This is a genomic window from Bradyrhizobium sp. MI1.3 (genome assembly GCF_055811695.1).
In genome coordinates, this window is sequence record NZ_JBVVPQ010000018.1 from 19,062 (window position 1) to 45,731 (window position 26,670).

At 63.5% G+C, this 26,670-nt stretch carries 30 protein-coding genes and 1 pseudogene; 22 read left to right on the forward strand and 9 right to left on the reverse strand.

Annotated elements, in window-relative coordinates:
• The first annotated feature begins 42 nt into the window (after positions 1 to 42).
• Positions 43 to 888, forward strand: coding sequence for an S-formylglutathione hydrolase (gene fghA / locus AC0L3A_RS15555; RefSeq protein ID WP_219678758.1), 846 nt, complete (start codon positions 43 to 45; stop codon positions 886 to 888).
• A gap of 9 nt (positions 889 to 897) precedes the next feature.
• On the opposite strand, the gene AC0L3A_RS15560 is transcribed toward fghA, so the two are convergent.
• Positions 898 to 1,398: a DUF3280 domain-containing protein gene (locus tag AC0L3A_RS15560; RefSeq protein WP_219678755.1), complete on the reverse strand. Its 501-nt coding sequence runs from the start codon at positions 1,396 to 1,398 to the stop codon at positions 898 to 900.
• Positions 1,399 to 1,524: 126 nt separating this feature from the next.
• Between AC0L3A_RS15560 and AC0L3A_RS15565 the strand changes: the two genes are divergently transcribed.
• From AC0L3A_RS15565 to AC0L3A_RS15590, 6 genes are all read left to right on the forward strand, one after another.
• On the forward strand, positions 1,525 to 2,706 hold the full coding sequence (locus tag AC0L3A_RS15565) for an ABC transporter substrate-binding protein (protein WP_007601406.1): 1,182 nt from the start codon (positions 1,525 to 1,527) through the stop codon (positions 2,704 to 2,706).
• Between the two features lie 8 nt (positions 2,707 to 2,714).
• Positions 2,715 to 3,683, forward strand: coding sequence for a YVTN family beta-propeller repeat protein (locus tag AC0L3A_RS15570; RefSeq protein WP_219678751.1), 969 nt, complete (start codon positions 2,715 to 2,717; stop codon positions 3,681 to 3,683).
• Complete coding sequence (locus tag AC0L3A_RS15575; protein WP_007601404.1) at positions 3,680 to 4,486, forward strand: ABC transporter ATP-binding protein; 807 nt, start codon at positions 3,680 to 3,682, stop codon at positions 4,484 to 4,486. The genes AC0L3A_RS15570 and AC0L3A_RS15575 overlap by 4 nt, the downstream gene beginning before the upstream one ends.
• Positions 4,483 to 5,331 (forward strand): ABC transporter permease, encoded by an 849-nt coding sequence (locus AC0L3A_RS15580; RefSeq protein ID WP_035994388.1) that lies wholly within the window; start codon positions 4,483 to 4,485, stop codon positions 5,329 to 5,331. The genes AC0L3A_RS15575 and AC0L3A_RS15580 overlap by 4 nt, the downstream gene beginning before the upstream one ends.
• Positions 5,328 to 5,942 (forward strand): hypothetical protein, encoded by a 615-nt coding sequence (locus tag AC0L3A_RS15585; RefSeq protein WP_007601402.1) that lies wholly within the window; start codon positions 5,328 to 5,330, stop codon positions 5,940 to 5,942. Before AC0L3A_RS15580 ends, AC0L3A_RS15585 begins: the two co-directional genes overlap by 4 nt.
• Before the next feature lie 131 nt (positions 5,943 to 6,073).
• A complete protein-coding gene (locus AC0L3A_RS15590; RefSeq protein ID WP_007601401.1) occupies positions 6,074 to 6,373 on the forward strand; it encodes a copper-binding protein in 300 nt (99 codons plus the stop codon).
• 161 nt (positions 6,374 to 6,534) lie between these two features.
• Here AC0L3A_RS15590 and AC0L3A_RS15595 read toward each other — a convergent pair whose 3' ends face one another.
• On the reverse strand, positions 6,535 to 7,092 hold the full coding sequence (locus AC0L3A_RS15595; RefSeq protein ID WP_007601399.1) for a PQQ-dependent catabolism-associated CXXCW motif protein: 558 nt from the start codon (positions 7,090 to 7,092) through the stop codon (positions 6,535 to 6,537).
• 1 nt (position 7,093) lies between these two features.
• A complete protein-coding gene (locus tag AC0L3A_RS15600; RefSeq protein ID WP_007601397.1) occupies positions 7,094 to 7,975 on the reverse strand; it encodes a substrate-binding domain-containing protein in 882 nt (293 codons plus the stop codon).
• A 128-nt stretch (positions 7,976 to 8,103) separates the two neighbouring features.
• Between AC0L3A_RS15600 and AC0L3A_RS15605 the strand changes: the two genes are divergently transcribed.
• The 3 genes from AC0L3A_RS15605 (at position 8,104) to AC0L3A_RS15615 (ending at position 11,100) form a co-directional block, all read left to right on the forward strand.
• Positions 8,104 to 9,030, forward strand: coding sequence for a quinoprotein relay system zinc metallohydrolase 2 (locus AC0L3A_RS15605; protein ID WP_007601395.1), 927 nt, complete (start codon positions 8,104 to 8,106; stop codon positions 9,028 to 9,030).
• Positions 9,031 to 9,080: 50 nt separating this feature from the next.
• Complete coding sequence (locus AC0L3A_RS15610) at positions 9,081 to 9,899, forward strand: quinoprotein dehydrogenase-associated SoxYZ-like carrier (RefSeq protein ID WP_007601393.1); 819 nt, start codon at positions 9,081 to 9,083, stop codon at positions 9,897 to 9,899.
• 253 nt (positions 9,900 to 10,152) lie between these two features.
• Entirely contained in the window at positions 10,153 to 11,100 is a 948-nt protein-coding gene (locus AC0L3A_RS15615) for an IS5 family transposase (RefSeq protein WP_473254706.1), read from the forward strand.
• A 128-nt stretch (positions 11,101 to 11,228) separates the two neighbouring features.
• On the opposite strand, the gene AC0L3A_RS15620 is transcribed toward AC0L3A_RS15615, so the two are convergent.
• Positions 11,229 to 11,588, reverse strand: a complete 360-nt coding sequence (locus AC0L3A_RS15620) for a hypothetical protein (protein ID WP_473254707.1) — start codon at positions 11,586 to 11,588, stop codon at positions 11,229 to 11,231.
• A gap of 87 nt (positions 11,589 to 11,675) precedes the next feature.
• Here AC0L3A_RS15620 and AC0L3A_RS15625 point away from each other — a divergent pair, with 87 nt between their 5' ends.
• From AC0L3A_RS15625 to AC0L3A_RS15640, 4 genes are read left to right on the forward strand one after another with little or no spacing between them, the layout of a single operon-like run.
• A complete protein-coding gene (locus AC0L3A_RS15625) occupies positions 11,676 to 12,656 on the forward strand; it encodes an ABC transporter substrate-binding protein (RefSeq protein ID WP_051058479.1) in 981 nt (326 codons plus the stop codon).
• A gap of 1 nt (position 12,657) precedes the next feature.
• A complete protein-coding gene (locus AC0L3A_RS15630) occupies positions 12,658 to 13,395 on the forward strand; it encodes an ABC transporter permease (RefSeq protein ID WP_007601389.1) in 738 nt (245 codons plus the stop codon).
• A complete protein-coding gene (locus AC0L3A_RS15635; RefSeq protein WP_007601388.1) occupies positions 13,385 to 14,095 on the forward strand; it encodes an ABC transporter ATP-binding protein in 711 nt (236 codons plus the stop codon). Before AC0L3A_RS15630 ends, AC0L3A_RS15635 begins: the two co-directional genes overlap by 11 nt.
• A 47-nt stretch (positions 14,096 to 14,142) precedes the next feature.
• Positions 14,143 to 14,496 (forward strand): hypothetical protein, encoded by a 354-nt coding sequence (locus tag AC0L3A_RS15640; protein ID WP_473254708.1) that lies wholly within the window; start codon positions 14,143 to 14,145, stop codon positions 14,494 to 14,496.
• Positions 14,497 to 14,664: 168 nt separating this feature from the next.
• Here the strand turns inward: AC0L3A_RS15640 and AC0L3A_RS15645 are convergent, their stop codons facing one another.
• The 4 genes from AC0L3A_RS15645 to AC0L3A_RS15660 form a co-directional block, all read right to left on the reverse strand.
• Positions 14,665 to 14,874, reverse strand: coding sequence for a hypothetical protein (locus AC0L3A_RS15645; RefSeq protein WP_007601386.1), 210 nt, complete (start codon positions 14,872 to 14,874; stop codon positions 14,665 to 14,667).
• Between the two features lie 132 nt (positions 14,875 to 15,006).
• The gene (locus AC0L3A_RS15650; protein ID WP_473254709.1) at positions 15,007 to 15,912 is read right to left on the reverse strand and encodes a hypothetical protein; all 906 of its coding nucleotides are present in this window, start codon (positions 15,910 to 15,912) and stop codon (positions 15,007 to 15,009) included.
• A gap of 48 nt (positions 15,913 to 15,960) precedes the next feature.
• Positions 15,961 to 16,041 carry a pyrroloquinoline quinone precursor peptide PqqA gene (gene pqqA / locus AC0L3A_RS15655; RefSeq protein ID WP_035994375.1) on the reverse strand — a complete coding sequence of 27 codons (81 nt, stop codon included), beginning with the start codon at positions 16,039 to 16,041 and terminating at the stop codon, positions 15,961 to 15,963.
• A 171-nt stretch (positions 16,042 to 16,212) separates the two neighbouring features.
• A complete protein-coding gene (locus AC0L3A_RS15660) occupies positions 16,213 to 16,605 on the reverse strand; it encodes an EF-hand domain-containing protein (RefSeq protein ID WP_007601381.1) in 393 nt (130 codons plus the stop codon).
• Between the two features lie 342 nt (positions 16,606 to 16,947).
• On the opposite strand from AC0L3A_RS15660, the gene AC0L3A_RS15665 reads away from it, so the two are divergent.
• From AC0L3A_RS15665 to AC0L3A_RS15690, 6 genes are all read left to right on the forward strand, one after another.
• Positions 16,948 to 18,612 (forward strand): methanol/ethanol family PQQ-dependent dehydrogenase, encoded by a 1,665-nt coding sequence (locus AC0L3A_RS15665; RefSeq protein ID WP_354170565.1) that lies wholly within the window; start codon positions 16,948 to 16,950, stop codon positions 18,610 to 18,612.
• A 10-nt stretch (positions 18,613 to 18,622) separates the two neighbouring features.
• Positions 18,623 to 18,979 carry a c-type cytochrome gene (locus AC0L3A_RS15670; protein ID WP_473254710.1) on the forward strand — a complete coding sequence of 119 codons (357 nt, stop codon included), beginning with the start codon at positions 18,623 to 18,625 and terminating at the stop codon, positions 18,977 to 18,979.
• A complete protein-coding gene (locus AC0L3A_RS15675; protein ID WP_473254711.1) occupies positions 18,976 to 19,905 on the forward strand; it encodes a substrate-binding periplasmic protein in 930 nt (309 codons plus the stop codon). The genes AC0L3A_RS15670 and AC0L3A_RS15675 overlap by 4 nt, the downstream gene beginning before the upstream one ends.
• A 127-nt stretch (positions 19,906 to 20,032) precedes the next feature.
• On the forward strand, positions 20,033 to 21,043 hold the full coding sequence (locus AC0L3A_RS15680; protein WP_473254712.1) for an FUSC family protein: 1,011 nt from the start codon (positions 20,033 to 20,035) through the stop codon (positions 21,041 to 21,043).
• A gap of 110 nt (positions 21,044 to 21,153) precedes the next feature.
• Complete coding sequence (locus tag AC0L3A_RS15685; RefSeq protein WP_473254713.1) at positions 21,154 to 22,143, forward strand: Bug family tripartite tricarboxylate transporter substrate binding protein; 990 nt, start codon at positions 21,154 to 21,156, stop codon at positions 22,141 to 22,143.
• A 131-nt stretch (positions 22,144 to 22,274) separates the two neighbouring features.
• Positions 22,275 to 22,700, forward strand: a complete 426-nt coding sequence (locus AC0L3A_RS15690) for a hypothetical protein (RefSeq protein WP_007601372.1) — start codon at positions 22,275 to 22,277, stop codon at positions 22,698 to 22,700.
• A gap of 59 nt (positions 22,701 to 22,759) precedes the next feature.
• Here AC0L3A_RS15690 and AC0L3A_RS15695 read toward each other — a convergent pair whose 3' ends face one another.
• The gene (locus AC0L3A_RS15695) at positions 22,760 to 23,728 is read right to left on the reverse strand and encodes a helix-turn-helix domain-containing protein (RefSeq protein ID WP_007601369.1); all 969 of its coding nucleotides are present in this window, start codon (positions 23,726 to 23,728) and stop codon (positions 22,760 to 22,762) included.
• A gap of 513 nt (positions 23,729 to 24,241) precedes the next feature.
• Between AC0L3A_RS15695 and xoxF5 the strand changes: the two are divergent.
• A pseudogene (gene xoxF5, locus AC0L3A_RS15700) lies at positions 24,242 to 26,041 on the forward strand (lanthanide-dependent methanol dehydrogenase XoxF5); the annotation flags it as partial.
• A 115-nt stretch (positions 26,042 to 26,156) separates the two neighbouring features.
• Complete coding sequence (locus AC0L3A_RS15705; protein ID WP_007601366.1) at positions 26,157 to 26,645, forward strand: c-type cytochrome, methanol metabolism-related; 489 nt, start codon at positions 26,157 to 26,159, stop codon at positions 26,643 to 26,645.
• Positions 26,646 to 26,670 lie beyond the last annotated feature (25 nt).

Below are 26,670 nucleotides of genomic sequence, written 5' to 3' on the forward strand. Positions count from 1 at the left end.
GTTGCAATCCTGATGTGGCTTGATGCCACGGAGCATAACGGCATGACGATCCAGACTGTCTCGACCAATACATCCTATGGCGGCGTGCAGGGCGTGTATCGCCATGCCAGCCAGGCAACCGGAACCGACATGGTGTTCTCGGTCTATGTTCCTCCGCACGCGCAGGGCGCCAAGCTGCCCGTGGTCTGGTATCTCTCCGGCCTCACTTGCACGCATGCCAACGTCACCGAGAAAGGCGAATTCCGCAAAGCCTGCGCCGAGCTCGGCCTGATCTTCGTCGCGCCCGACACCTCCCCGCGGGGCCCCGACGTGCCGGGCGATGCCAATAATGCCTATGATTTCGGTCTTGGCGCCGGCTTCTATGTCGACGCGACGGAAGCGCCGTTTTCGCGCAATTATCGCATGTGGAGCTACGTCACCGACGAACTGCCGAAACTCGTGGCGGAGAATTTTCCGGTCGATGCCAAGCGGCAATCGGTGATGGGCCATTCGATGGGCGGCCATGGCGCATTGACGGTCGCGCTGCGCAACCCGCACCGTTTTCGCGCGGCCAGCGCCTTTGCGCCGATCGTGGCGCCATCGCTCGTGCCCTGGGGCATCAAGGCGCTGACGGGCTATCTCGGGCCGAACAAGGATATGTGGCGCAGCCACGACACGGTGGCGCTGATCGAGGACGGCGCGAAGTTTTCAGGCTTTCTGGTCGATGTCGGCGAGGCTGATAACTTCTTGAAGGAGCAGCTTCGTCCTGAATTGCTGCAGGCGGCCTGTGCCAAGGCCAACATCCCGCTGACGCTGCGGCGGCAGGCGGGCTATGACCACAGCTATTATTTCATCTCGACCTTCATGGGCGATCACCTGCACTGGCATGCGGAGCGATTGAAGGAGTAAATATCCCCCTCACGGCTTGCCGTAATTCGGTGCCAGCAACCGGTTGCGGATCAGATAACTCATCGTGCGCGTCCAGGATTCATCCGTGTTGCCGCGCATGTCGGCGCTGGCGGCCGTGATCATGTTGCCGGTCTTCACGTCGCGCAGATAGATGTTCAGATTGATGATCAGGTTCGAGACCTTCTGCACCATGCCGGTGATTTCCAAATCGGCACCGAGCTGCCCGGCAAGCTTGAGGTCGCAGCCGCCGCAAGCCTGCAGATTGGCGTGACGGGCCGCGTCCCGGACCGGCGCGATATCGATCAGCTGGAACCTGCCTGACTCAACCAGTGCCTTGCGCAACTGCTCGCTGATGAGGTCGAGCCGCGCCTCCTCCGGCTTCGAGCCGTAGAACTCGCCGGGCAGGCTGGTGTCGATCAGTTCAAAGTCGAACACCGCGAGTTTCGGCGGATCGGCGAGCGCGGCCGAACCCGTCAACAACAAAGCTGCGAAACATATCAGCGCTCGCATGATCGTGATTCCCGGCGTGGCAGCGTGAGGACGAAATGCGGGGTTGCATGGCCTGACAAATCGGTCATGCTTTAGCAGAGACAATTCTCCATCGGCGGTCAAGCCGGGGAGTTGTACGGAGGAAACATGATCCGATGGTTGGTCGGCCTGATCGGCCTGGGTTTTGCTGCGACGAGCGCGCTCGCGGCCGACCCTGTCATGATCGGCGTCGGCTATCTCGGAATCGCCGGCACCAAATCGACGCTGTCGCTGGTCGAGCAGCCCGCGGAGAATGACGGCGTCGCCGGCGCGCGCCTCGCCATCGAGGACAACAACACCACCGGCAAATTCCTCAACCAGCGATTTGCGCTGGAGGAGCGGCGCATCAAGGAGGGCGAGGATGCCGTGCAGGCCGCGACCGACCTCGCCGCACGCAACGGCTTCATCATCGCCGATCTGCCGGCCGACGCGCTGCTGAAAGTCGCCGACGCCTTGCGCGAGCGCGGCACGTTGCTGTTCAACGCCGGCGCGATCGACGAGCGGCTGCGCGAGGCCGATTGCCGCGCCAATGTCATCCATACCGCGCCGACCCGCGCAATGCTGGCCGATGCGCTCGGCCAATATCTGGTGTGGAAGCAGTGGAAGCGCTGGCTGCTCGTGGTCGGCTCGCATGACGAGGACAAGTTGTTCGCCGATGCGCTCCGGCGCACCGCGACGCGGTTCGGCGCCAAGATCGTGCAGGAGCGCAGCTTCGAAGACAAAGGCGGCGCGCGCCGCACGGACTCGGGCGTGACGCTGATCCAGCGCCAGATGCCGGTGTTCACGCAACAGGCTCCGGCCTATGACGTGCTGGTCGCCGCCGACGAGAGCGAGGTGTTCGGCGCCTACCTGCCCTATCGCACCTGGGATCCGCGGCCTGTCGCGGGCTCTGCCGGTCTGGTGCCGCGGAGCTGGGATGCCGCGCAGGACCAGTGGGGCGCGATCCAGATGCAGAACCGCTTCGTCAAGCTCAACGCGCGGCGGATGACCGCGCTCGACATGCAGGCGTGGACGGCCGTGCGCATGATCGGAGAGGCCACCTCGCGCACCAATTCCGGCGATATCAAGAAGGTCACCGATTTCATCAAGGGCCCGGAGTTCTCGGTCGCCGCCTTCAAGGGCACCAAGCTGACCTTGCGCGATTGGAACCTGCAGCTGCGCCAGCCGATCCTGCTGGTCGATGGCCGCATGGTGGTGTCGGTGTCGCCGCAAGAAGGTTTCCTGCATCAAGTCTCCGAGCTCGACACGCTCGGCTATGACCGCCCGGAGAGCAAATGCAAGCTGAAATGAGAAAGCAGATGTTGCGCACGTGGCGTGTTGGGTTGCTGTTCGGACTGGCGCTGGCGGCAGCGCCGGCGCATGCGTTCATCGCTTATGTCTCGAACGAGAAGAGCAACACGGTGTCGGTGATCGACACCGACAGCTGGACGGTGACCAAGACCATCAAGGTCGGCCAGCGCCCGCGCGGCATCGACTTCACGCGCGATGGCAAGTTCGTGATGGTCGCGGTCGGCGACGACGACACCATCCAGATGATCGACGCCAAGACGCAAACCGTGGTGGACAGCCTGCCCTCCGGGCCCGACCCGGAATTGTTCGCCCAGGATGCCGCTGGCAAGGTCCTCTATGTCGCGAACGAGAACGACAACACGGTGACCGTGATCGACCTCGAGAAGCGCGCCCGCCTTGGCGACATCCAGGTCGGCGTCGAGCCCGAGGGCATGACGATCAGCCCGGACGGCAAGACGCTGATCAACACGTCCGAGACCACCAACATGGCGCATTTCATCGACACGTCGTCGCGCCAGATCGTCGCCAACGTGCTGGTCGACGCGCGGCCGCGCTTTGCCGAATTCAAGCACGACGCTTCCGAATTGTGGGTGTCCTCGGAGATCGGCGGCACCGTCTCGATCATCGACCCCGCAAAGCACGAGGTGACCGGGAAGATCAATTTCGAGATTCCGGGGTTGAGGAAAGAGGCGATCCAGCCCGTCGGCATCGGCATGACCCGGGACGACAAGACCGCCTTCATCGCGCTCGGGCCAGCCAACCGCATCGCCGTGGTCGATACCGCCTCGCGCAAGGTGACCAAATATCTGCTGGTGGGACAACGGGTCTGGCACATGGCCTTCACGCCGGACGAAAAATTTCTGCTCACCACCAATGGCGTCTCGAACGACGTCTCCGTCATCGACGTCGCCGCGCAAAAGGTGATCAAGACCATTCAGGTGGGCGAACTGCCCTGGGGTATCACGATCGCGCCATGACCAGCCCTGCTCCCATCGCCGAACAACGCGAAACACCAAGGCCCGATCCGGCGGGTGTGCCCGCGCTATCGATCGACAGCGTCAGCCACGCCTATGGCCCGCGCCGCGCGCTGATGGACGTGTCCTTCGACGTGCAGCCCGCGAGCTTCACGGCCCTGCTTGGCCTCAACGGGGCGGGCAAGAGCACGCTGTTCTCGCTGATCACGCGCCTGTTCGGCATCCAGTCCGGCCGCGTCGGCATTTTCGGCCATGATGTCAGCAAGAGTCCCGGAGAAGCGCTGCGGTTGCTCGGCGTCGTGTTCCAGCCGCGCACGCTCGATCTCGATCTGTCGCTGACGCAGAACCTGCTCTATCACGCCGCACTCCACGGCATCAGCCGCCGCGAGGCCCGCGCGCGAGCCGCCGAGCTGCTCGGTCGCATCGGGCTTACCGAGCGCGCCGGCAGCAAGGTGCGCGATCTCTCGGGCGGGCAGATGCGGCGGCTGGAGATCGCCCGTGCGCTGCTGCATCGGCCACGCCTGCTCTTGCTGGACGAGCCCACCGTCGGCCTCGACGTCAAAGCGCGCGCCGACATCATCAGCCATGTGCGCCAGCTCGTGAGCGAGCAAGGCATCGGCGTGCTCTGGGCCACGCATCTGTTCGACGAGATCATGGCCGGTGACGATCTCGTGGTGCTGCACCAGGGCAAGGTGCTGGCGCGGGGACCGATGAGCCGCGTCGTCGCGGAAGCCGGCGCGCAGGACGTCAACTCCGCCTTCATGCGCCTGACCGGCGCGCAGACCGTGCCGGGCGGTGGCGCATGAGCAGCATCAGCATGCGCGAGGCGCCACGCGGCTTCTCGGCCGCCGAATACATGACCTGCCTCACGGGCATCGTCTGGCGCGAAGGACTGCGCTTCCTGCACCAGCGCGAGCGTTTCGTCTCGGCGCTGGTGCGGCCGCTGGTGTGGCTGTTCATCTTCGCCGCCGGTTTCCGCCAGGTGCTCGGCATCTCCATCATCCCGCCCTACGAGACCTACATCCTCTACGAGGTCTTCATCGCGCCCGGGCTGATGGCGATGATCCAGCTGTTCAACGGCATGCAATCCTCGCTCTCGATGGTCTATGACCGCGAGATGGGCAACATGCGCACGCTGCTGGTAAGCCCACTGCCGCGCGGCTACCTGTTGTTCTGCAAGCTGCTCGCGGGCACCGCGGTGTCGCTGCTCCAGGTCTATGCGTTCCTGCTGATCGCCTGGTTCTGGGACATCACCCCTCCTCTGTCAGGCTATCTCACGGTATTGCCGGCACTGATCCTGTCCGGACTGATGCTGGGTTCGCTCGGCATGCTGATCTCCTCTGGCATCAAGCAGCTGGAGAACTTTGCCGGCGTGATGAACTTTGTCATTTTCCCGATGTTCTTCGCTTCATCGGCGCTCTACCCGCTCTGGCGGGTGCAGGAGGGCAGCCCATATCTCTACTATGTCTGCGAGGCCAATCCGTTCACCCATGCGGTCGAGCTGATCCGCTTCGCGCTGTACGGACAGATCAACTGGATCTCGCTGGCGGTGGTCGCGACCTGCACAATCGTCTTCATGATCGGCGCGATTCTGGCCTATGATCCCTCGCGCGGGCTGGCGCGACGGGGCCCTGCGGGAGGCGAAGGATGACGGTTCGGGTTCTGGCCATGGCCGCTCTGATGCTCGCAGCCGCGGGCACGGCGGCACGCGCGGCCGATCCGCGCTATCCGGATTGGCCCTGCACGCAGGCAAAAGTGCCGGAAATTTCGCTCGCGGCCGTTTGGGCTGGCCCCTCGCTCGACGACGTGCAGAACAAGTGGAAGGACGACGCCAAGGTCAGCGCGCTGGTCGCCAAACTGTCGGCACGCAAGACACCGCTGGAAGAGGCCGAGAAGTTGGTGAAGGAGTTTTTGGCGGGCTCCGCGGCCGACAAGACCGCGAATGCGAAACTGCTGTTCGCAGGCCTGTTCGACACGCTCAACGCTCAGCGCTCGCAGGTCATGAGCGGGTTGGAACGCGTCAGCCGCAAGCAGCGCGAAGCCGCCGACAAGATCCGCGAGGAGAGTGTCCAGCTCCAGGCGCTCCAGGGCGCCACGCCGCGCGACGAGGCCAAGGTCGAGGCGCTCAGCAACGAGCTGATCTGGAAGACCCGCATTTTCGAGGACCGCCACAAGGTCGTGCGGTTCGTTTGCGAGGTTCCCACCACCATCGACCAGCGGCTGTTTGCGCTCGGACGCGTGATCCAGCAGGAAATGGAATAGCGTCAGCCTCATTGACCGCTTGCGGCAGGTTCCCGCGCCTCCATTGCGATCATTAACCTGTGCTATATGCCGGAACCAAATCGGTCTAGGATGTCTTGTCGACGGGTAATCCAAGGCATCGGGAGGCCTCGATGGGAACCACAAAATTCATCCTCGCAGGCGCTGCGGCCATCAGCATGCTCGCAAGCAGCGCATTCGCTGACGATCTGACCGGCATGGTCACTCGGATTGATCGGCTCAACAGCACGATCTCGATCCAGCAGACGCAGAAGGGCACAGTCGGCGGCAGCGCAGGCGGGGCCGGCGCGCTGCAGGAGTACAAGGCCAAGGACGCCGCAATGCTCGATGCCGTCCACGCCGGCGACCGGGTGAGCTACTCTGCGACCGACAATAACGGCACGGGCACGCTGACCAAGCTGCAGAAGCAGTAGGCCGGGATCTTTGCGGCCATCCTTCGAGACGCCCGCCTACGGCGGGCTCCTCAGGATGAGGTCTGGTTTCGTGGCGAGATGTCAGACCCTCATGGTGAGGAGACCGCGAAGCGGTCGTCTCGAACCACGAGGCCATCGACGACACAGCTCGGCTCAATTCTTCACTGCTCCGGCCGCGGCTCGGGCTGCGCCTCCTCAGTCGGAAGCTTTGCACGCTCCCAGCCGTCGGTGCCATCGGGATACCAGGCGACGCTGGAGTAGCCATACGCGAGCGCGCGCTTGGCGGCGTTCCAGGACATCCAGCAATCCGCCAGGCAATAGATCACGAGCAGCGCGGTCTTGTCGCCGTGTGATGCACGCGCGAGGCCGCGCTGGAAATAGTCGTCCATGGCGGGCGGCAGCGTTCCGTAGCCGGTATCCGGCAGCCAGATGCTGCCCGGAATGTTTTTGCGCGGCGCCTCGCGCCAGACGGTACCCGCTGGAAGGTTCTTCGGCTTCGGCGCGCGCGGCAGCACGTCGATGAAGGCGCCGCTCTTCGCGTGCCAGATCGCCTCGGCTTCTGACGTCGACAGCACGCGCGCGCCGCCGAGCGTCGCCGGCACGGGCGCGCGGTAGTTGTCGGTGCGATAGCCCTCGGGCTCGAACGGCTCCTGCTGCTGCGCAACGACCGGCGCCATCAGCACGGCGGCGACCAGCGCAGCGACAACGCGCCGCCTCATGTCATGGTGCCTTCTTGGCCGTCTCCGCGCCGAGCGGCCGATCGCTCTCGTCCAGCAGCGGCACGCCGAAATCGAGCAGGATCTTGTTGATCTCGCCCTGGTTCTCCTGGATCAGCTTGTTGAGCTGCCGCTTCCAGTTCTGGTCGGCGCCACGCACGCCCATGCCGATGCGATAGACCAGCTTTGGCCCGGTGGTTTCCTTCACCAGCGGCGTGACATGAAGCGACCCCGCCTTCTTCGCGTAGAACCCTGCCATCGGTCCCCACAGCACGCCGGCGTCAATCTTGCCCGCCGTGAGATCATCGATCATGGCCTGCGCCGAATTGTCGTAGCGCGTGTCGATCATCAGCGGATAGGGCTTTGCATCACCCATCAGTCCCGCGATGGCCATGTTGGTGGCAGGCGGCGTGCCGGCGACGATGCCGACATGCTTGCCCTTCAGCCTGGCATCCTCGAGCGTGTCGACCTCCTCCAGCCCGCTGCCCGCTTTCGCGACCAGCGCATAGCTCGTGCGGTAATAAGGATTGGTGCCTTGCACAAGGTCGTCGCCTTGGGGGAAGCCCATGATGACGTCGCAGCGATGCGATCCGAGCGTCATGCGCACGAAGCCGGTGGCTTGCGGAAAAAAGACATAGTCGAGCTTCTTCTGGAGCTTGTCCGCAAACAGCTCGGCAAGCTTGTTCTCGAACCCCTCGCCCTTCTCGTTCGAGAACGGCAGATTGCGCGGGTCGGAACAGACGCGCAGCACCTTGGGGTCGACCAGCTCGAACGAGAGGTCACCCGTCTCGTTGGTCTGCGCGATGGCGACGTCGCCGAACGCGCAAGACGCAACCAGGATACTCAGTGAAAACAACCAGCGACGATGTCGTCCGGCCTCCGTCATCGCGCTTCCTCCTAGGCTTGTTTGAATGCTAGCCATGCAACGCATGACGCGCCATGTCTTGCCAGAGTTTGTGCTGGCTTTCTTTGTTGCAGTGCAATGCGCGCAACCCTTTGAACTGAGGCGGAAAAGTGTCTCGCATCGCTCTCGTGATCGCAGCCTTGTCCCTGCTGGTGACAGCGACGCTAGCATGCGCCGCAGCGGCCGAATTGCCTGTGAGCGAAGTCGCGCCGGGAATATTCGTACACTCCGGGACCATCGCGCTGATGACCCGCGAGAACGAGGGCGACATCGCCAACGTCGGCTTCATCGTGGGCAAGGATGCGGTGGCCGTGATCGATACCGGCGGTAGCTTTCGCGAGGGCGAGGCGCTATTGGCGGCGGTGCGAGCCCGCACCAGCAAGCCGATCCGCTACGTCATCAATACCCACGGCCATCCCGACCATGTTTTCGGCAATGCGGCCTTCGCCGTCGGAGACACCATTTTCGTCGGTCACAGCAGGCTGCCGCGGGCGCTGGCTGCGCGCGGCCCGTACTATCTCGACAATTTTAGGCGCATCATGGGCGACGAATTGATATCTCCCGTGAAGATCGTGCCGCCCACAATGCTTGTCACGGATACAATGACGCTCGATCTCGGCGCGCGCCGCCTGAGCTTGCGGGCCTGGCCGGCCGGGCACAGCGACAATGATTTGACCGTATTCGATGAGACGACGAAGACGCTGTTCGCTGGCGACCTCGTCTTCCTCCGCCATATTCCGGTGATGGACGGCAGCATTCGCGGCTGGCTCGGCACCCTCGGGGAACTCGAGAGCATTCCGGCGCAGCGCGTCGTTCCCGGTCACGGGCCCGTGAGCGAATGGCCTGCGGCGCTGATCGATGAGCGGCGCTATCTGATGGCACTGCTGACGGACGTCCGGGCAGCGAACAAGAAGGGCGAACCGATCCGAACCGCCGCTGACAAGGCCGCCGCCTCGGAACGGCCGCACTGGGAGCTGTTCGACGACTACAACGCCCGCAACGCAACCGCAGCATTTTCGGAAATTGAATGGGAGTAGCGGACGCGCTACGATGTGCGTAACGTTGCTTCGTCCGCGGGACCATGACCATGACGGGATGCACGCGCCGACTGCCTCTGATCGCCCTGCTCCTCGGCATTGCATTCGCCGTGCCGGTGCAGGCTGAAGAAGCTTACGATCCCTGGCCGGGACTGGTGCAGGACATCTTCAGCAACCGTCCGATGAATGACGGCGGCAATGTCATTGGCATCGAGATGCCGTACCGCGCCGAGGACGCGGCCATCGTGCCCGTGACCCTGCGCAGCAAGCTCTCGCCCGGCGATGCCCGCCGCATCCGTTCGATCACGCTGGTGATCGATCGTAACCCCGCGCCGATGGCGGCGAAATTCGAGCTCGGACCGGATGCCAACGTCACTGAAATCTCGACGCGCGTGCGCGTCAACAATTACACCGACGTTCATGCGGTGGCCGAGCTCAGCGATGGCCAGCTCTACGTCTCGAAAGTCTATGTGAAGGCCTCCGGCGGCTGCTCGGCACCAGCGGGAAAGAATGCCGAGGAAGCCCAGAACCGGCTCGGCCAGATGCGCTACCGGCAATTCGCGCGCGAAGAGGCCCCCGCGAGCCGCATGCGGGAGGCGCAGATCATGATCGGCCATCCCAACAATTCCGGGCTGCAGATGGACCAGGTCACGCAGCTCTACATTCCCGCCTTCTTCGTCAACCAGCTCAAGCTGACACAGGACGACAGCCCCGTGCTTTCGATGGAAGGCGGCATCTCGATCTCGGAAGATCCCAATCTGCGCTTCACCTATGTGTCCAACGGCGCCAAGCGTTTTCGCGCGGAAGCCAAGGACACGGATGGTCACGTGTTCCGCAACGAGTGGGATGTGGAGAAGCCGGGGACGTAGCGCGCCACCTTCCCCTTCAAAGTCAAACGCATTGCGGATGGCTGTGCCCTCGCCCCTTGTGGGAGAGGGCAGCACCGCTGGTAGACAAAACTTCGCTTGGGTGAGGGGTTTGCCTCCGCGAGCTACTCTCTTGCGATAGTATTCGCGGAGACATACCCCTCATCCGGCGCTTCGCGCCACCTTCTCCCACAAAGGGCTTGTTGCGTAATCCGTCAATTGTGATTCTCTAAGGCAAAGCCTTGGAGGAATGACGATGGCGGTGAAGCAGACGGGGCAGCCGAGTTTTATTGAGGCTTGGCTCCCGAAGGGAGCAGGTGCCAATGCAGCGCTGGATCGGCTGTCGGGGTTAGTCAAGTGGTACCGGTTCGAGAAGCTGATCGGCCATTTGCGCGATGAAGGGAGCCCCGGTCGTCCAGGCTATCCGGTGCTGGTGTTGTTTCGCGCCCTGCTATTGCAGTCGCTCTACGGTCTGTCGGAAGAGGCGCTGGGCGACCGGTTGTCGTTCAAGCGCTTCGTCGGTCTAAGCCTCGAAGATGCGACACCCGACCACACGGTTCTGAACCGTTTTCGGAACCAGCTGGTTGAAGAAGGTCTGTTGGAGAAGCTGTTTGGCGAACTGGATCGTCAGCTTGAGAATGCCGGCGTCATCCTCAAGCGCGGCACGATGCTGGACGCAACCTTGATCCAGGCGGTGTCGGCTCCTCCCAAGGAGGATCGTCCCTCAAACGATCCCGACGCCCGTTTTGCCAAGCGGCAGGGCAAGAGCGGTTCGACCTTCGGTTACAAGGCCCATGTGGGTGTTGATGAAGGATCCGGCTTGATCCGCGCGGTGCTGACGACGCCCGCCAATGTCAACGACACCACGCCGGCTGATGAGTTGATCCGTGGCGATGAAGCCGTGGTGTGGGCCGATGCGGCTTACGATACCCATGCCAGACGAGCCCGGCTGAAGGCGGAAGGCAAAAAGCCCCGCATCGCCCGGCGTCCCAACCGCCATCACCCAGAGTTGCCACCGAGGCTCAAACGCTACAACCTACTCATCTCTCGACGACGGGCGACGGTGGAGACCACCTTCGCTACCCTCAAACGCCGGATGCGGCTGACCTACATCCGTTACGTCGGTCTCATGAAGGCAAGCGGACAAATCCTGCTCGCCTCCATCGCATTCAACATGAGGAAATGGGCCGCGATCGCGGCCTGAGCCGCCCGCCGAGGGCGACAATCACAGCCTTGGCCGGAGCCTGTCGCGACCCAGACCTTCTCTCTCGACGTCTTCAGCCTCAAAAACCAATAGCGCAACAGGCCCACAAGGGGAGAAGGAAGAAAGTGTTAGAAACACCTCACCTCGGCTTCCGCCTGTGCTCGCCGCAAATCATTCACGGCCGAGTTCGCCTGCTCGGAGGTGCGGAACTGGACGCCGAGATTGCCGCGGACCTGGGACATGCTGAGCGCGGTTTCTGCGGTGACGTAGCGCTCATAGGGCACGATCGAGGCCACCACGTCGATCGAGCAGGAACATTGCTCGATCGCCTGCCGGCTCTCGCCATTGGCCTTCATGCAGCCATAGACATACTCGGCACGCGCCGATGTCGGATAATCATTGGCCTCTTCAGCCTGCGCAGCGAGCGCGGTCGCAGCCCACACCGCCAATGCGGCGACAATCAGTCGTAGCTGTCCGGCCAGATTCATGAGCGTCCTCCCGCTGGTTGCGACGGAAGCTATGCTATGCGTATTGTCCTGAAAAGCACCCTATCAGAGGAAACGGCTCACAAGGTGATGAGAGCATTTGGTCGATCATTGGCGCTCGCGACGACGCTGGCGCTGACACTAGCCGGGCCCGGCCGCGCCGCGGATACGATTCGCCTTGCGGTGCAGAAGACCGGAACATTCTCCTGGGAGCTGGCCGCGATCCGCGCCGGCGGCCTCGACAAGGAGGCCGACCTGTCGCTCGACGTCACCGAGCTTGCGAGCCCCGAGGCCGGCAAGATCGCCCTGCGCGCTGGCAATGCCGACATCATCCTGTCCGACTGGCTGTGGGTGTCGCGCGAGCGCACGCTCGGCGCCAAGCTCACCTTCTATCCCTATTCCAGCGCGCTCGGCGCGGTGATGGTGCCGGCCGCCTCGCCGATCAAGTCGCTGGCTGATTTGAAGGGCCGCAAGCTGGCGGTCGGCGGCGGTCCCATCGACAAGAGCTGGCAGCTGCTCCAGGCGCGCATGAAGCAGGACGGCATCGACCTGAAATCGGAGGCGACCATCGTCTATGGTGCTCCGCCTCTGATCGCCGCCAAGGCGCTCGACGGCGAGATGGATGCGAGCCTCAATTTCTGGAATTTCTGCGCACAGCTGGAAGCCAAGGGTTTTAGACGTCTTGCCGGCATCGAGGACATATTGCCGAAACTCGGCGCCAAGGGCGCGGTCTCCGCGGTCGGCTATGTCTTCGACGAAAACTGGGCGGCGAGTCATCGCGATGCGGTGGCGCGCTTCATCGCGATGACCCGCAAGGCCAAGCAGCTGCTGGTGACCTCGGATGCCGCCTGGGACAAGATCGCACCGCTCACCGGCACGAGCGATGCCACCCTGCTCAAGACCTATCGCGAGCGATATCGCGACGGCATTCCGCGCCGGAGCATCGATGACGAAGAAAAGGACGCGCGCGTGCTCTACCGCGTGCTGGCCGAGACCGGCGGACGCGACCTCGTGGGCCCCGCTGCCGAGCTCGATACCGGCACGTTCTATCACGCAGTTGCCGGAGACTGAGGTGCTGCGTCTTCTGTCGTTTGCCCTGTTGCTCGCGATCTGGTGGACAGCCGCCCTGTTCGTCGGCGCCGCAAAGCTGCCCTCTCCGTCCGCCGTGCTCGACGTCGTCATCGCGGAAGCATCGAGCGGCGCGCTGTTCCTGCATCTCGGCGCCACGCTCGCCCGCGTGAGCCTCGCCTTCGTGCTGGCGATGTCGCTCGGCAGCGCCATCGGCTATCTGATGGGACGGGTGAAGCTCGCCGACCGGCTCGGCGATCCCTGGCTGATCCTGCTCCTGAACCTGCCCGCGCTGGTCGTGATCGTGCTGGCCTATATCTGGGCCGGCCTCACCGAGGCCGCAGCGATCGCGGCGATCGCGATCAACAAGCTGCCGACCGCCATCGTCACCCTGCGCGAGGGCGCACGCGCGCTCGACCGCTCGCTCGACGAGATGGCGAGCGTGTTCGCGATGCCGCGCTGGCGCGCGTTCCGCCACGTCGTGCTGCCGCAACTGGCACCCTATATCGCAGCCTCAGCCCGCTCCGGATTGTCGCTGGTGTGGAAGATCGTGCTGGTCGCCGAACTCCTGGGCCGGCCGAACGGCGTCGGCTTCGAGATCGGCGTCGCTTTCCAGCTGTTCGACACGCCGCGGCTGCTGGCCTATTCGCTGACCTTCGCCGCCGTCGTGCTCGTGATCGAGACCGCGCTGGTGCAACCGTTCGAAGCCCGCGCAACACGATGGCGACCCCGTGCGGCTTGAGGTCGATATCACAGGCAAGAGCTTCAAGAGTGCCGCGGGCGGGACGCAGGAGGTGCTCGCGCCGGTCAGATTCGCGCTTCAATCCGGCGAGGTCGGCGTGCTGATCGGTCCCTCCGGCTGCGGCAAGAGCACGATGCTGCGCATCATCCTCGGGCTCGACCGCGATTTCGAGGGGCACGTCTCGCGCCCGCCGGAAGCGCGGATCGGCATGGTTTTCCAGGAGCCGCGGCTGCTGCCATGGCGCTCGGTCGAGCAGAATGTACGGCTTGCGGCACCCGATGTGACCGACGCCAAGCTCGCCGAGCTGTTCAGGATCCTGGAGCTGGACGCGCATCGCAGTCATTTTCCAGGCGAATTGTCACTGGGCCTCGCCCGGCGCGTCGCGCTCGCCCGCGCCTTTGCGGTGGAGCCTGACCTGCTCGTGCTCGACGAGCCCCTCGCCTCGCTCGACGACGCACTCGCCGGCCGTTTGCGCGACGAGATCGCGACGCTGGTGGCGCGCCGTCCGGTGATGACGTTGCTCGTCACCCACAGCCTGGATGATGCGATCCGGCTCGGCGACCGCCTGTTCTTGCTGTCGCCGCGACCGGCGCGCATCGTGCGCGAGGTGCCGATTGCCATCCCGCGCGCGGAGCGCAGCGAGGCCGAGCTCGGCAAGATCAGGGCCGAGCTCGCCGCGTTGCAGCTTGAATCGAAATGAGATCTCATGGTCAATTGGACCAACGACATCTTCGCGGGAGGGTCATCATGCGGCGTACGCTGATTGCGATCGGCATCCTGTTGGTTGCGATGCCCGGCGCGGCGCTCGCGCAGGCCAAAGGCAAGGGTATCCGGCTCTGGAATCTGACGACGGAGACGATCTCCGGCTTCCAGCTCTCGCCGGTCGGGAAGACCGAGTGGGGGCCGAACCAGTGCTTGAACGACAAGGACAAGGAGGTCGACCACGACGAGCGGTTGCGCATCACCGGCGTGGAGCCCGGCCGCTACGACGCCAGGGTCAGCTATCCCAATGCACGGCAGTGCATCGTGCGCGACATCGAGATCAAGGCGGATGCGGTGTTCTCGATCGCCGACAAGGATCTGAAGGATTGCAGCAAGTAGCGCGGCTGCGTTACGAGCGTTTTCCCCTCATGGTGAGGAGCGCGGAACGCGCGTCTCGAACCACGCAGGCCCGTCTGTCGCCTGCGGCCATCCTTCGAGACGCTTGCTTCGCAAGCTCCTCAGGATGAGGACCTAAGCCAGTCGTGACCGGCAACGCAGCTCAGGGCTTTACGCCTTGTCGTTCGGGTGCGGATATTCGCAGCGCCACCGCACCGCCTGCCACTTCGGATGGTCGCCAACCCATTGCGCGATATAGGGCGGCGCAGCCATCGCGCATTGCGTCGGCGACCCCGCATAGTTGAACACCAGATGCTGCTCCTCGCAGGTCGCAGGCGAAAGCAACGCACACACAGTCACCACCAGGTCGATCGGGTTCATGCCGGGATCCTCGCAGAGGCGATGAAGTTAGCACAAAAGATTACGTTCCGAGGAGCGGGAAGTTTCAATCCGGCCGCGCGAAATCGAGCGGGAATTGCCCCGTCGCCTCTCCCCGCAACCGGGGCGCGAGCGCTAGAAATTAACTCCAAAGACCAGCCTTGCCTGGTGGCGCTCGAAATTGACGAGGTCGAGATTGCCGCCTGATCCGGCCGCACGGCCCCAGGCCTGCATGCTCCAGCTCATGGTCAGGCGCGAGCGCTCCGAAAGCTGGAAATAAGCGGTCGGACCGACGAAGAGGGCTTGGCCTGCGAACTCGCCGAGGCCGATGCCTTCGTACTGCCGGAAGTAGCGCACCTCGCCGCCGAGCAGCACATCGGGCCGCACGCGGACGAGGCCGGCGAAGGCCGCGCCGATGGTCGAACTCTTTTCGGACAGTCCCGCCATTTCGAAACGCGCCCATTCGGGTTGATAGATCAGGTTGAGCGCGCCGATGGCGAAGTTCGGGATCAGCTCGCGATCGAAGGCGAGCGTGAAATCGGTACCGTACATCCGCCCTTTTGCGCCGGAAGTCTCGTCGATGCGATCGCCATGGAGTTCGGCGGCGACAGTCAACCCGAATGGCGCGCGCTCGCGATCGAGCAGGCGATAGCGCAGGTCGAGCGAAGCGCCCTGGAAATTGAACTGACGGCGGTCGCCGATATCGGGGACGCCGGTGATGTCGTGCAGCGTGGCAGTGCCGCCGACCTCGATGCGGAAGTTCGGCAGCGGCACGATCTCTATCTCGACCTCCTGCGACAGGGCGCGATAGGTCCCGCCGCCTTTGCCGAATCGTCCTGTCGTCTGGGTCTGGAATTCGCGCTCGCCGGGATTGCCGACATCGGTGCCGATCATGAAGCCGAAGATGTGCTCGGTATCAAAGCCCTCTTCGGCGCTGACGCATGCCGGCGCGAGCGCGACGGTGTAGGCGGCTATGGTCCAGAATGTAAGGGCTCTCGCGCGCATCCCCGACACTACCACGGCTTCGATGGTAGTTGCCATCGAAGCCGCGGCAGGTCGCAAGTCTTACTTGCAGTCTTACTTGTGGTCCTACTTGCGCAAAGCGCAGGCGTACATGTTGATTTCCATGCCGACCGACACTTCCACGATCTTCGGAGCTTTCCAGGCCATTCGGGGACTCCCAAGGGATTGAGCGCGACATCGCGCCGGCCAAAACCTAGGGCTGCGTCAGGCACAGCGCAAGTCGGGAATCGCGCCGTCGACACAGCGAACTGTCGCATCGCGCTTGCAAATTTCTCTCTCGGGCAACTCGCCTTCGCTCCCAGTCAAGCGGCGCGGCGCTCACTGCAACAAGCGCAGCAGCGCGCGGCCGGCGCGCGAGTTCAGCTCCTTGGCATCCAGCGTTCCATCCTTGTCGGGATTCGCCGCGTTGAAGCGCTGCTCCACCACGGAGAGATATTCGTCGAGCGTGAGAGTCCCGTCGCGATCGGGATCGGCGGCGGCGAGTTCTTTCGCCGTTAACCGTCCGCGCAACTCGCGGGCGTCAAGCGTGCCGTCATGATCGGGATCGAGCTTGGCGAACAACGCGGTCGCCGCCTTCTTCACCTCGGCAAGGTCGAGCGTGCCGTCATTGTCGGTATCGAACGTCTTGACCGCGTTGCCGGAGGCCGACCATGCCGGACCGGACATCAGTGCAATCGTGAGCGCAAGTGCAACAGAGCGACGCGATATCATGAAAACCTCCCAGACCAAGAGCTCCGATTCGAGCCGGATCGAAACGACATAAGTCCACAAGCGAGCCTCGGTTCAAGCCCCGAATTGCAGGCTACGCCCGTACAACTTGCGGAACCCGTCGGCCCGACCATTGCCGTGGCGCACGCGCCCTGCTCCATGCCGCGGAATTTCTTCAGCGCCTGCGCACAAGTGAGAGTTGCTTGTCAGCTCTCCGTCAGGTGACCGGCTTCCGGCCGCCCACCAGATCGGCGTCGCAACTACGACTTTCGTATTGACGCGTTTTGCATTCGGGCGGAGTGTTGCTGCCGCAGCGTCAATAGGCGCGCACATTGGGAGGAACGGATGAAACGCTTTGCGATGGCCGCGAGCCTCGTCATGCTTGCATCGACTTGTGCAAATGCACAAACCAGCGAGCAGCTGGTCAAGGGTGCGACCGATACATCGAACGTTCTCAATTACGGAATGGGCTACAATCTCCAGCGTTTCTCGACGCTGAACCAGATCAACAAGGACAGCGTCAAGAACCTTGTCCCGGTCTGGAACTACTCTTTCAACGATGATCGCAGCGAGGAATCGCAGCCGCTAGTGTACCAGGGCGTGATCTACGTGACGTCGCACAACGCGACGATGGCGGTCGACGCCAAGACCGGCAAGCAGATCTGGAAATCCAAGGTCGAGTATCCTGCCGAAACGCCGCGCATCGTCTGCTGCGGCATTATCAATCGCGGCGCCGCACTCTATGACGGCAAGGTGTTCCGCACCACGCTCGACGCCAACGTGATCGCGCTCGACGCCAAGGACGGCAAGGAGCTGTGGCGGCAGAAGGCTGCCGATATCAAGGAAGGCTATTCGATGACGGTGGCGCCGCTGGTCGCCGACGGCGTCGTGATCACCGGCATCTCCGGCGCCGAGTTCGGCACCCGCGGCTTCATCGACGGCTGGGATCCGGCAACGGGCAAGCACCTGTGGCGCACCCATTCGATCCCCTCCCCGGACGAGCCCGGCGGCGACACCTGGAAGGGCGATACCTGGAAGCTCGGCGGTGGCTCGACCTGGATCACGGGCTCCTATGATCCCGAGCTGAACACGGTCTATTGGGGTATCGGCAATCCCGGACCGTTCAACTCTGCGGTACGCCCGGGCGATAACCTCTACACCTGCTCCGTGCTGGCGATGGATCCCAAGACCGGCAAGATCAAGTGGCACTACCAGTTCTCGCCGAACAATCCGTTCGACTATGACAGCGTGGCCGAGATGGTCCTCGCCGACATGAACGTCGAGGGCAAGCCGACCAAGGTGTTGATGGACGCCAACCGCAACGGCTTCTTCTACGTGCTCGACCGCACCAACGGAAAGCTGCTTGCGGCCAATCCTTACGTGAAGGTCAACTGGGCGACGGGAATCGACATGAAGACGGGCCGGCCGATCGAGACCGATGTCAGCAAGGACGCGCGCGAGGGCAAGAAGGTCGTTGTCTTTCCGTCGCTGCTTGGAGGCAAGAACTGGGAGCCGATGTCCTTCAACCCGCAAACCGGGCTCGCCTACGCCAACACGCTCGCCTTCGGCGGGCACTACAAGACCGAGCCCGTCACCTTCAAGCAGGGTGAATGGTATCTCGGCATGGACCTCACCGACCTCTGGGAATGGGGTGATGGTCCGCGCGGGCATCTGAAGGCGATCGACCCCATGACCGGGAAGGCCAAGTGGGAAGCGCCCAGCGACATCCCGCGCTTCTCGGGCGTGCTGTCGACCGCGGGTGGCGTCGTGTTCTCGGGCGCGCTGACCGGCGAGTTCGAGGCCTTCGACGCCGACACCGGCAAGAAGCTCTGGCAGTTCCAGACCGGCTCGGGCATCGAGGGACAACCGGTGACCTGGCAGCAGGACGGCGTGCAGTATGTCGCCGTGACGAGCGGGTACGGCGGCGTCTACTCGATCTTCTCCGGTGACGAGCGGCTTGCCACGGTACCGGCTGGGGGCTCGCTGTGGGTTTTTGCGGTCAAGCAGTAGCCACGGCACGATGCTGAAAGAGGTGACGTACAGGACGGTGGCGATCCTTGCCACCGTCGCGGTGCTGACGGTCGCGCTTGCGGCGGCCGTTCGTGCCGCGGATGATTCAACCGGCAATCCCGTGCAGGCACAGATCGACCACGGCAAGTCGACCTATGCCGAGAAATGCTCGCACTGCCACGGCCCCAACATGATGAACCCCGGCACCATCACGCCGGACCTGCGCGCCTTCCCCGACGACAAGACGCGCTTCGTCACCACGGTGAAGAACGGCAAGAACAACAAGATGCCGCCCTGGGCCGACATTCTCAGCGACGAGGAGATCGGGAATCTCTGGGCCTTCATCTCGAGCCGGAGAAAACCATGAGGCGCTGGCTGGCCGCTTGGAGCATTGCCGCAATCCTCGCGGCGGCGGCCGCGGCTGCACGCGCGGCCGACGATCCGCTCAAGATTTGTCTCGACGAGGACCGGCCACCGCTGTCGGTGCACCACAAGGGCAAGCCGGACTCGGGTTTCGACGTGCTGCTGGCGGAGGCGATCGCCGACCGGCTCGGACGACCGCTGACGATCCAGTGGTTCGAGAGCAAGCTGGACGAGGATTCGAGCCCGCAGCTCGAGGCCAATGCGCTGCTGTCCGACGGGCGCTGCTCGCTCGTCGGCGGCTATGCGCTGACGACGGACTCCCTCGTCAAGCCCGGCATGAAAACGGCGCGCTTGCCGGATTTTGCCGGCGCCACCCGCGACGACCGACGCCGCCGCGTCGCGCTCGGCGTGCTCGCGCCGAGCCAGCCCTATGTCTACTCGCCGATGACAGTCGTGCTCGGACCCAAGGCGCGGGGTCGCAAGATCGGCGACATCGGCGACCTCGCCGGCCTGCGCCTGGTTATCGAGAGTGGCTCGCTCGGCGATGCGATCCTCATGACCTTCGACAAGGGGCGCCTGATCGACGACATCACGCATCTCGTCCCCGGCCGCGATGATCTTCTCGGCGCACTTGCCCGTGGCGACTATGACGCGACGCTGATCGACCTCGGCCGCCTCGACGCCCATCGCGCCGCGCACCCCGATACGGCGGTCACCGCGTCCGGCTACTACTATCCGATCGGGGCCAATCGCGGCTATGTCGGGCTGGCCAGCGATCCCGCGCTGATCGACGCCGTCAACAAGGCGCTGAGCGGGCTTGCCGCCGAGGGCAAGATCGCCGAATTCGGCAGGCAGGCGGGGCTGAGCTATCTGCCGCCGCGGGAGCCTGCAATCCTCGGCGACGTCTGGGTGAAGATCATTCAGCGGTGACCGGAGCGTCCGGCTCCCGGAATGACGGATAAAGTGGTCGGCGATGGGCCCACTACAACCATCGCTGGCTCGGCGACATTCTGCACCCTATGATACCGCCGTTTTCATTCGGCCATCTGGTGGCATCGTGAATCCTTCCGCAGCAGGCCTGCGCGATCTGCTCTCGCGCGAAATCAAGACCGGCGAGCTGGTGCGGGCGCTGATCGTCGTCGGCCCGATGGTCGCCGCCTATTTCGTCGCGCGCGAGACGGCGCTGCTGAATCTCGGGTTGGTCGCGGTCTCGCTGCTCATTCCGGCGCTACGGCTGCACCTGCCGCCGAAGGTTATCGTATGTTACTACATTGCCATCCTCCTCACTTTTGCCGCGCTCTTCCTTGCCGCCCCGATCAAGCCGCTATTCGCAGTGCTGACGGCGCTCGCCGGATTCCTTGCGGTCGCGGTGACACGCCATGGCGAACATTTCCGCACGCTCGGGAATTGGGTGTTCATCCCCGCCGTGTATCTCGCCTGCGAGGTGCGGGAGGGCGTGAGCGCCTCGGAAGCCCTGCGCCATGCCGGCATGATCATCGTGTCCTCTCCGATCGCGCTGGCTCTGGTCTGCGCCATCCGGATTTACGACCAGCGACGGTGCGGCGATGCCGCGACCTCGTTCGGAGCGCCCGCGGCCGAGTGGTTTGTGCCCGCGGCGGCAACCGCCCTTGCAGTGTTCGCTGCGGCGGCGCTGGTCGAGATCCTCGAGCTCGCGCAGGGCCAATGGGTGATGTGGTCGGCCGCAAGCGTCGTGGTCGGCGATCTCGCCGCTTCGACCGGCAAGCTGAAGCAGCGGGCGATTGGCGCCGTCGCCGGCGTGCCGCTCGGTTTCCTCGCCGGCATGGTGCTGCCGCAAAGCCGCGTCGGCTATGCGCTCGCGGTTCTCGCGGCCACCCTCACGCTGATCGCGTTCTCCCGCTACATCGTCGGCTTCGGCCTGCGCTGCTTCTTCATCGCGCTGGCCGCTTCCTTCGCCGGCAGCGCCAGCGGCATCGCGGAGGAGCGCATCGTCAACGTGCTGATCGGCGGCACCTTCGGCTTGCTTGCGGTAGCCCTGACCGAAATCGCCTGGCTGCGTGTCATGCGAAAAGTGCGATTGTCCGGATGACGCCCGAATAGGCACAGCGCGGCCCTTCGAATGCGCCAATCTGTCTCGCCTGCCACCCATGGCAGAGGCGACCCGATGCAGTACCGTCGCCGACAACCCGGGAGAGAATCATGTCCGCAAAACTCGATCGCCGCCACTTCATCGCCGCCGGCACCACCACACTCGTGATGCCTTTCGTCTCGCGCGGCGCCTCGGCGCAGGCTGCGTGGCCATCGCGGCAGATCCGCATGATTTGCAGCTATCCCGCCGGCGGACAGACCGATCTGCTCGCGCGCGCCTATGGTGAATTCATTGCCAAGCAGGTCGGAAAGACCGTCGTCGTCGAGAACAAGCCCGGAGCCGCCGGCGCGATCGGGACGGCGGAGGTCGCCCGCGCGGAGCCCGACGGCCACACCATCCTGTGCTCGATCTCGACCACCTACATCATGAACCGGGTGGTGATGAAGACTCCCGGCTACGACATGGACAAGGATTTGACGCTCGTCAGCGTCATTCCGGGCGCCGGCCTGTTGCTGGTGGCGAACCCGAAAACCGGCGTCAAGACGTTGGAGGATTTCGTCGCCTTCGCGCGCAAAAGCGGCAAGGTCAACTTCGGCACCTATAGTGCGGGCTCGGCTCCGCATATGACGGTCCACGAGCTCAACAAACAGTATGGCCTTGCCATCGAGCCGATCCACTATCGCGGCGAAGCCCCGATGTGGACGGGCATGCTGGAAGGTACGCTCGATGTGGTCATGGGCAGCTACACGGCAGCGCAGTCGGTTTTGCAGAGCGACCGTGGCACTGTGTTCGCGGTGCATTCGAAGAAGGTCGACGCCATCCCCGATATCAAGACCCTCCCCGAGCAGGGCGCGACGTCGAAATTCTTCACCGTTAGCGGCTTCTCCGGCTGGGCCGTGCCGAAGGCTACACCGCAACCGGTCGTCGACCGCTTGGCGGAGCTTTGCGTCGCTGCCAACAACGACCCGAAGGTGAAGGAGGTTCTCAACACGTTCGTGCTCGAACCCGCGATCGGCTTCAAGGACACCAACGCCCTATATCAGCGCGAGCTGCCGATCTGGATCGAGAGCGCGCGGTCGCTCGGCCTCGAGCCCTCCTGAACCGGGAGACAAGACGCCCCTTCGCGGCGCAGCATCCGACCAAAGCCTAGTGCCGGAAACGCATTTTCCCGCTATGATTGTGCGATGCCGGCGGAAAGGTCTCGCCGGCGCGGACCAGAAAGGCCGATCCCATGACACCGGATGGCGTCGCCGTAGCCGTCATGATCATCCTGCTCTTTCCGATGGGCTATTTCACGCTGGCGTCTCCGGCCTTCCTGCTGGTGAAGCTGGATATCCAGCCCGTCGCCCAGCTTTTGCGCGGAATGTTCAATGCCCATTTTCTGGTGATGCGCGTTGCCGGAATTATCGGAGCAGTAGCTTTCCTGCTCGACGGTCGTCTGGTCGCAGCGATGGGCGTCGGCCTCCTTGCAGCCTTGGCGATCTACGGACGCCGCGGGTTCATGCAGCGGATGGACGAGCAGCTCAGCGCCACGGACGCCGGCGATGCCGAGGCCCCGCGTCGGCTGCGCCGGCTGCATTGGAGCGGGATGCTGGGCAACGCGGTGCTGCTCGCCGCTCTCCTGATAAGCATTCCCTACATCGCCATATCGGCGTGAGAGACATCGCGGGCGCGTGAGGGGCAACCGCTGTCGTCGACGCCGAACCTGGCGTTTGCCTAGTGCTCGTCCGCCGCAACCGCGCCCTGTTGCGCCTTGTGGATCGAGGACGGCACCACGCCGAAATATTTCCGGAACACCCGGCTGAAATGCGATGAGCTGGAGAAGCCCCAGGAGAATGCGACGTCGGTGATGGTCTTGCCGGCGTGGGCCTCGAGCTCCTGGCGGCAATTCTGAAGACGCGCCTGCCAGATGTAGTCGCTCACCGTGGTGCCGCGCTCCGAGAACAGCATGTGCAGATAGCGCTTGGAGCAGCCGAGCTCGCCGGAAATCTGGTCGATGCACAGATCCGGATCGCGCAAATGCTCGCGGATGAAGAACTGCGCGCGCACATAGGTCGCTTCGGGCCCGACGCGATCGAGCATCGTGTCGGCCTCGCGCAGCGGCAGCAGCAAGAGGTCGATCAGCGAATCGGCGACGCCGACCGCACTGTTCGCCGACAGCTTCGCCGCCTCGTCGAAGGTCGCATGGACGAAATCATGGGCGATCCGCCCCGTCCCGGTGCGTGAGGTCAATTTGCAGGCGGGCATTCGCTGCGACGGGAATCCGCGGTCGCGCAGCAGCGCCTTTGGCACGATCACCACGTCATGGCGCGTGAAAGCGGGGCTGATGATCGAATGCGGACAGGAGACGTCATAGGCGATGATGTCGCCCGGGTTCAGCTCGATGTGGCGGCCTTCCTGCTCGAAATAGGACACACCGTAAGTCTGGAAGTGGATCTTGATATACGGGTGTTCATTGGCCTTGGCGCGCGCCAGCGTGTGCGCAATCCGATGCTGGCTGACCTCGATCTGGCAGAGCTTCAGGCGCGAGACGCTGGTGTAGTCGATGCGGCCTTCGAGCGAAGACGCTTCGAGCGGATCGACGTCGAAATGCCCGCACAGGCTCGTCAGCCCGTCGATCCAGCTTTGGATCTGACGTTTCGGCGTCATTCCCGTCGTCGAGAGCGTGTGAATCGTGTCGGACATTAATCCAGCCACTGGTTTGATCCGGAGATTTGACGCGAATCGCGAGCCGCGCTGCCGGAGCCCTGAACCGTGATTGCGTGACGTTTACCTCGATTTTGAGCGATCTTCCAGAACGAGCGCCGTCGTTCCAATGCCACCCTTGTAAGTTAATCCTCCGCCTTAGTTGCAGCGCCGTCAAGGGGAACCTAAGCGTGGGAGACGGTCCCAAAGCGCTGCGGAAGCCGCTGAATTCGCTACTGCAAAATCAAAATCTTCGCGGCCGTGCGCTGTCAAGCAAACCAGCTTCTCTCTTGGGCAAGTTTCCCGATAACGAAGTCGTTAGGGATTGCATCAGGAACAACAAGAACGGGCCGCTCCGCACGTGGACCCGTGGCTCTCATCAGGAGGAGGAAACACCACAGCATCGTTTCTGGTCCCAATCGTGACCGCCCTGCACGAGCAGACGCCGGACGAAAAGCCCGGCGATTAAGCAATGCTTCGGAAACAATAAACGAGACCAATGGAGGAATGACTATGCGCAAGGTACTACTCGCGGCCTATCTTGGCTCCGCGGCGGCCCTCGCCGTCGGCAGCGCGTCGGCCAACGACGAAGTGCTCAAGATGTCGCAGAACCCGAAAGACTGGGTGATGCCGACGGGCGACTACGCCAACACCCGCTATTCCAAGCTGAACCAGATCAACGCACAAAACGTAGGCAAGCTCCAGGTCGCCTGGACCTTCTCGACCGGCGTGCTGCGCGGCCACGAAGGCGGCCCGCTGATCATCGGCAACATGATGTACGTCCACACGCCGTTCCCGAACAAGGTCTACGCTATTGACCTTTCCAACGAGAACAAGATCGTCTGGAAGTACGAGCCGAAGCAGGATCCGAATGTGATCCCGGTGATGTGCTGCGACACGGTCAACCGCGGCTTGGCCTATGGCGACGGCAAGATCTTCCTGCATCAGGCCGACACCACGCTCGTCGCGCTCGATGCCAAGAGCGGTCAGGTGGCATGGACCGCGAAGAACGGCGACGCCAGCAAGGGCGAGACCGGTACTTCGGCCCCCATGGTCGTCAAGGACAAGGTGCTGATCGGCATCTCCGGCGGCGAGTTCGGTGTTCAAGCCCATATGACCGCCTACGACATCAAGACGGGCAAGCTGGCTTGGCGCGGCTACTCCGAAGGACCGGATGATCAAATCCTGGTCGATGCAGAGAAGACCACCGCGCTCGGCAAGCCGATTGGCAAGGACTCCAGCCTCAAGACCTGGCAAGGCGATCAGTGGAAGATCGGCGGCGGCGCCACCTGGGGCTGGATCTCCTACGATCCCGAGCTGAACCTCGTCTACTACGGATCGGGCAATCCCTCGACCTGGAATCCGAAGCAGCGTCCCGGCGACAACAAATGGTCGATGACGATCTGGGCTCGCAACCCTGACACCGGCCAAGCCAAGTGGGTTTATCAGATGACGCCCCACGACGAGTGGGATTATGACGGCGTCAACGAGATGATCCTCTCGGACCAGGCCATCAACGGCCAGCCGCGCAAGCTGCTGACGCACTTCGATCGTAACGGCCTCGGCTACACGCTCGATCGTGCCACCGGTGAGCTCCTGGTCGCCGAAAAGTACGATCCGAAGGTGAACTGGACCTCCGGCGTCGATATGGACAAGAACTCGGCCACCTACGGCCGCCCGAAGGTGCTCGACACCGCTTCGACCGACAAGGCGGGCGAGGACCACAACGTGAAGGGCATCTGCCCGGCCGCGCTCGGCACCAAGGACGAGCAGCCGGCGGCCTACTCGCCGGACACGCAGCTGTTCTACGTTCCGACCAACCACGTCTGCATGGACTACGAACCGTTCAAGGTGAGCTACACTGCGGGCCAGCCCTATGTGGGTGCGACGCTCTCGATGTATCCGCCGCAGGGTGAAACCCACATGGGTAACTTCATCGCCTGGGACGGCAAGACCGGCAAGATCGTCTGGTCGAACAAGGAGCAGTTCTCGGTCTGGTCGGGCGCGCTCGCAACCGCAGGCAACGTGGTGTTCTACGGAACGCTCGAAGGCTACCTGAAGGCAGTCGACGCCAAGACCGGCAAGGAGCTCTACAAGTTCAAGACTCCCTCCGGCATCATCGGCAACGTCACCACCTATGAGAACGGCGGCAAGCAGTATGTCGCAGTGCTCTCGGGCGTGGGCGGCTGGGCCGGTATCGGTCTGGCGGCAGGCCTGACCGATCCGACCGCCGGTCTCGGCGCAGTCGGTGGCTACGCGCCGCTCACAAACACCCGCCCCCGCGGCGCACCTCCGAGGGTGACATCCCGCCCAAATTCCGCATCCCCCACGCGCGCCGGTGCTTGTATCACCCCCCCGCGCCGGCTCGTCTCACCGAATGCCTTCCGAGGAAAATCTCTTGCGTAAAATCTGCTCTGCCATTGCTGCGATGTTCTTGGTCGCGTCCGGGGGAATTGCCGTCGCGGACGGCTCAGGCGATCCGACTGCCGTCAAGCAGAACGAAACCGGCGAATGGTCCGACAAGGAAGGCAATCCAACCTATAAGATCACCGACGGATCCGTCGACTGGTACACCTATTCCGGATACCGCCGCTATCACTCGGACTGCCATGTGTGTCACGGCCCGGATGGCATGGGCTCGACCTACGCCCCGGCGCTGAAGGATTCGCTGAAGACGATGAGCTATGCCGACTTTCTCGGCGTCGTCGCCTCCGGCCGCAAGAACATCTCGACTGCCGCAGAGAACGTGATGCCGGCTTTCGGCGATAACCCGAACGTCGCCTGCTACATGGACGATCTCTACGTCTATCTGCGCGCCCGATCCAACGAGGCCTGGGGCCGCACAAGACCCGGCAAGCACGAGGACAAGAACGACGCCTATACCAAGAACGAAGATTCGTGCATGGGCAAGAAGTGAACGAGCGGAGCCCGACCAGGACCTG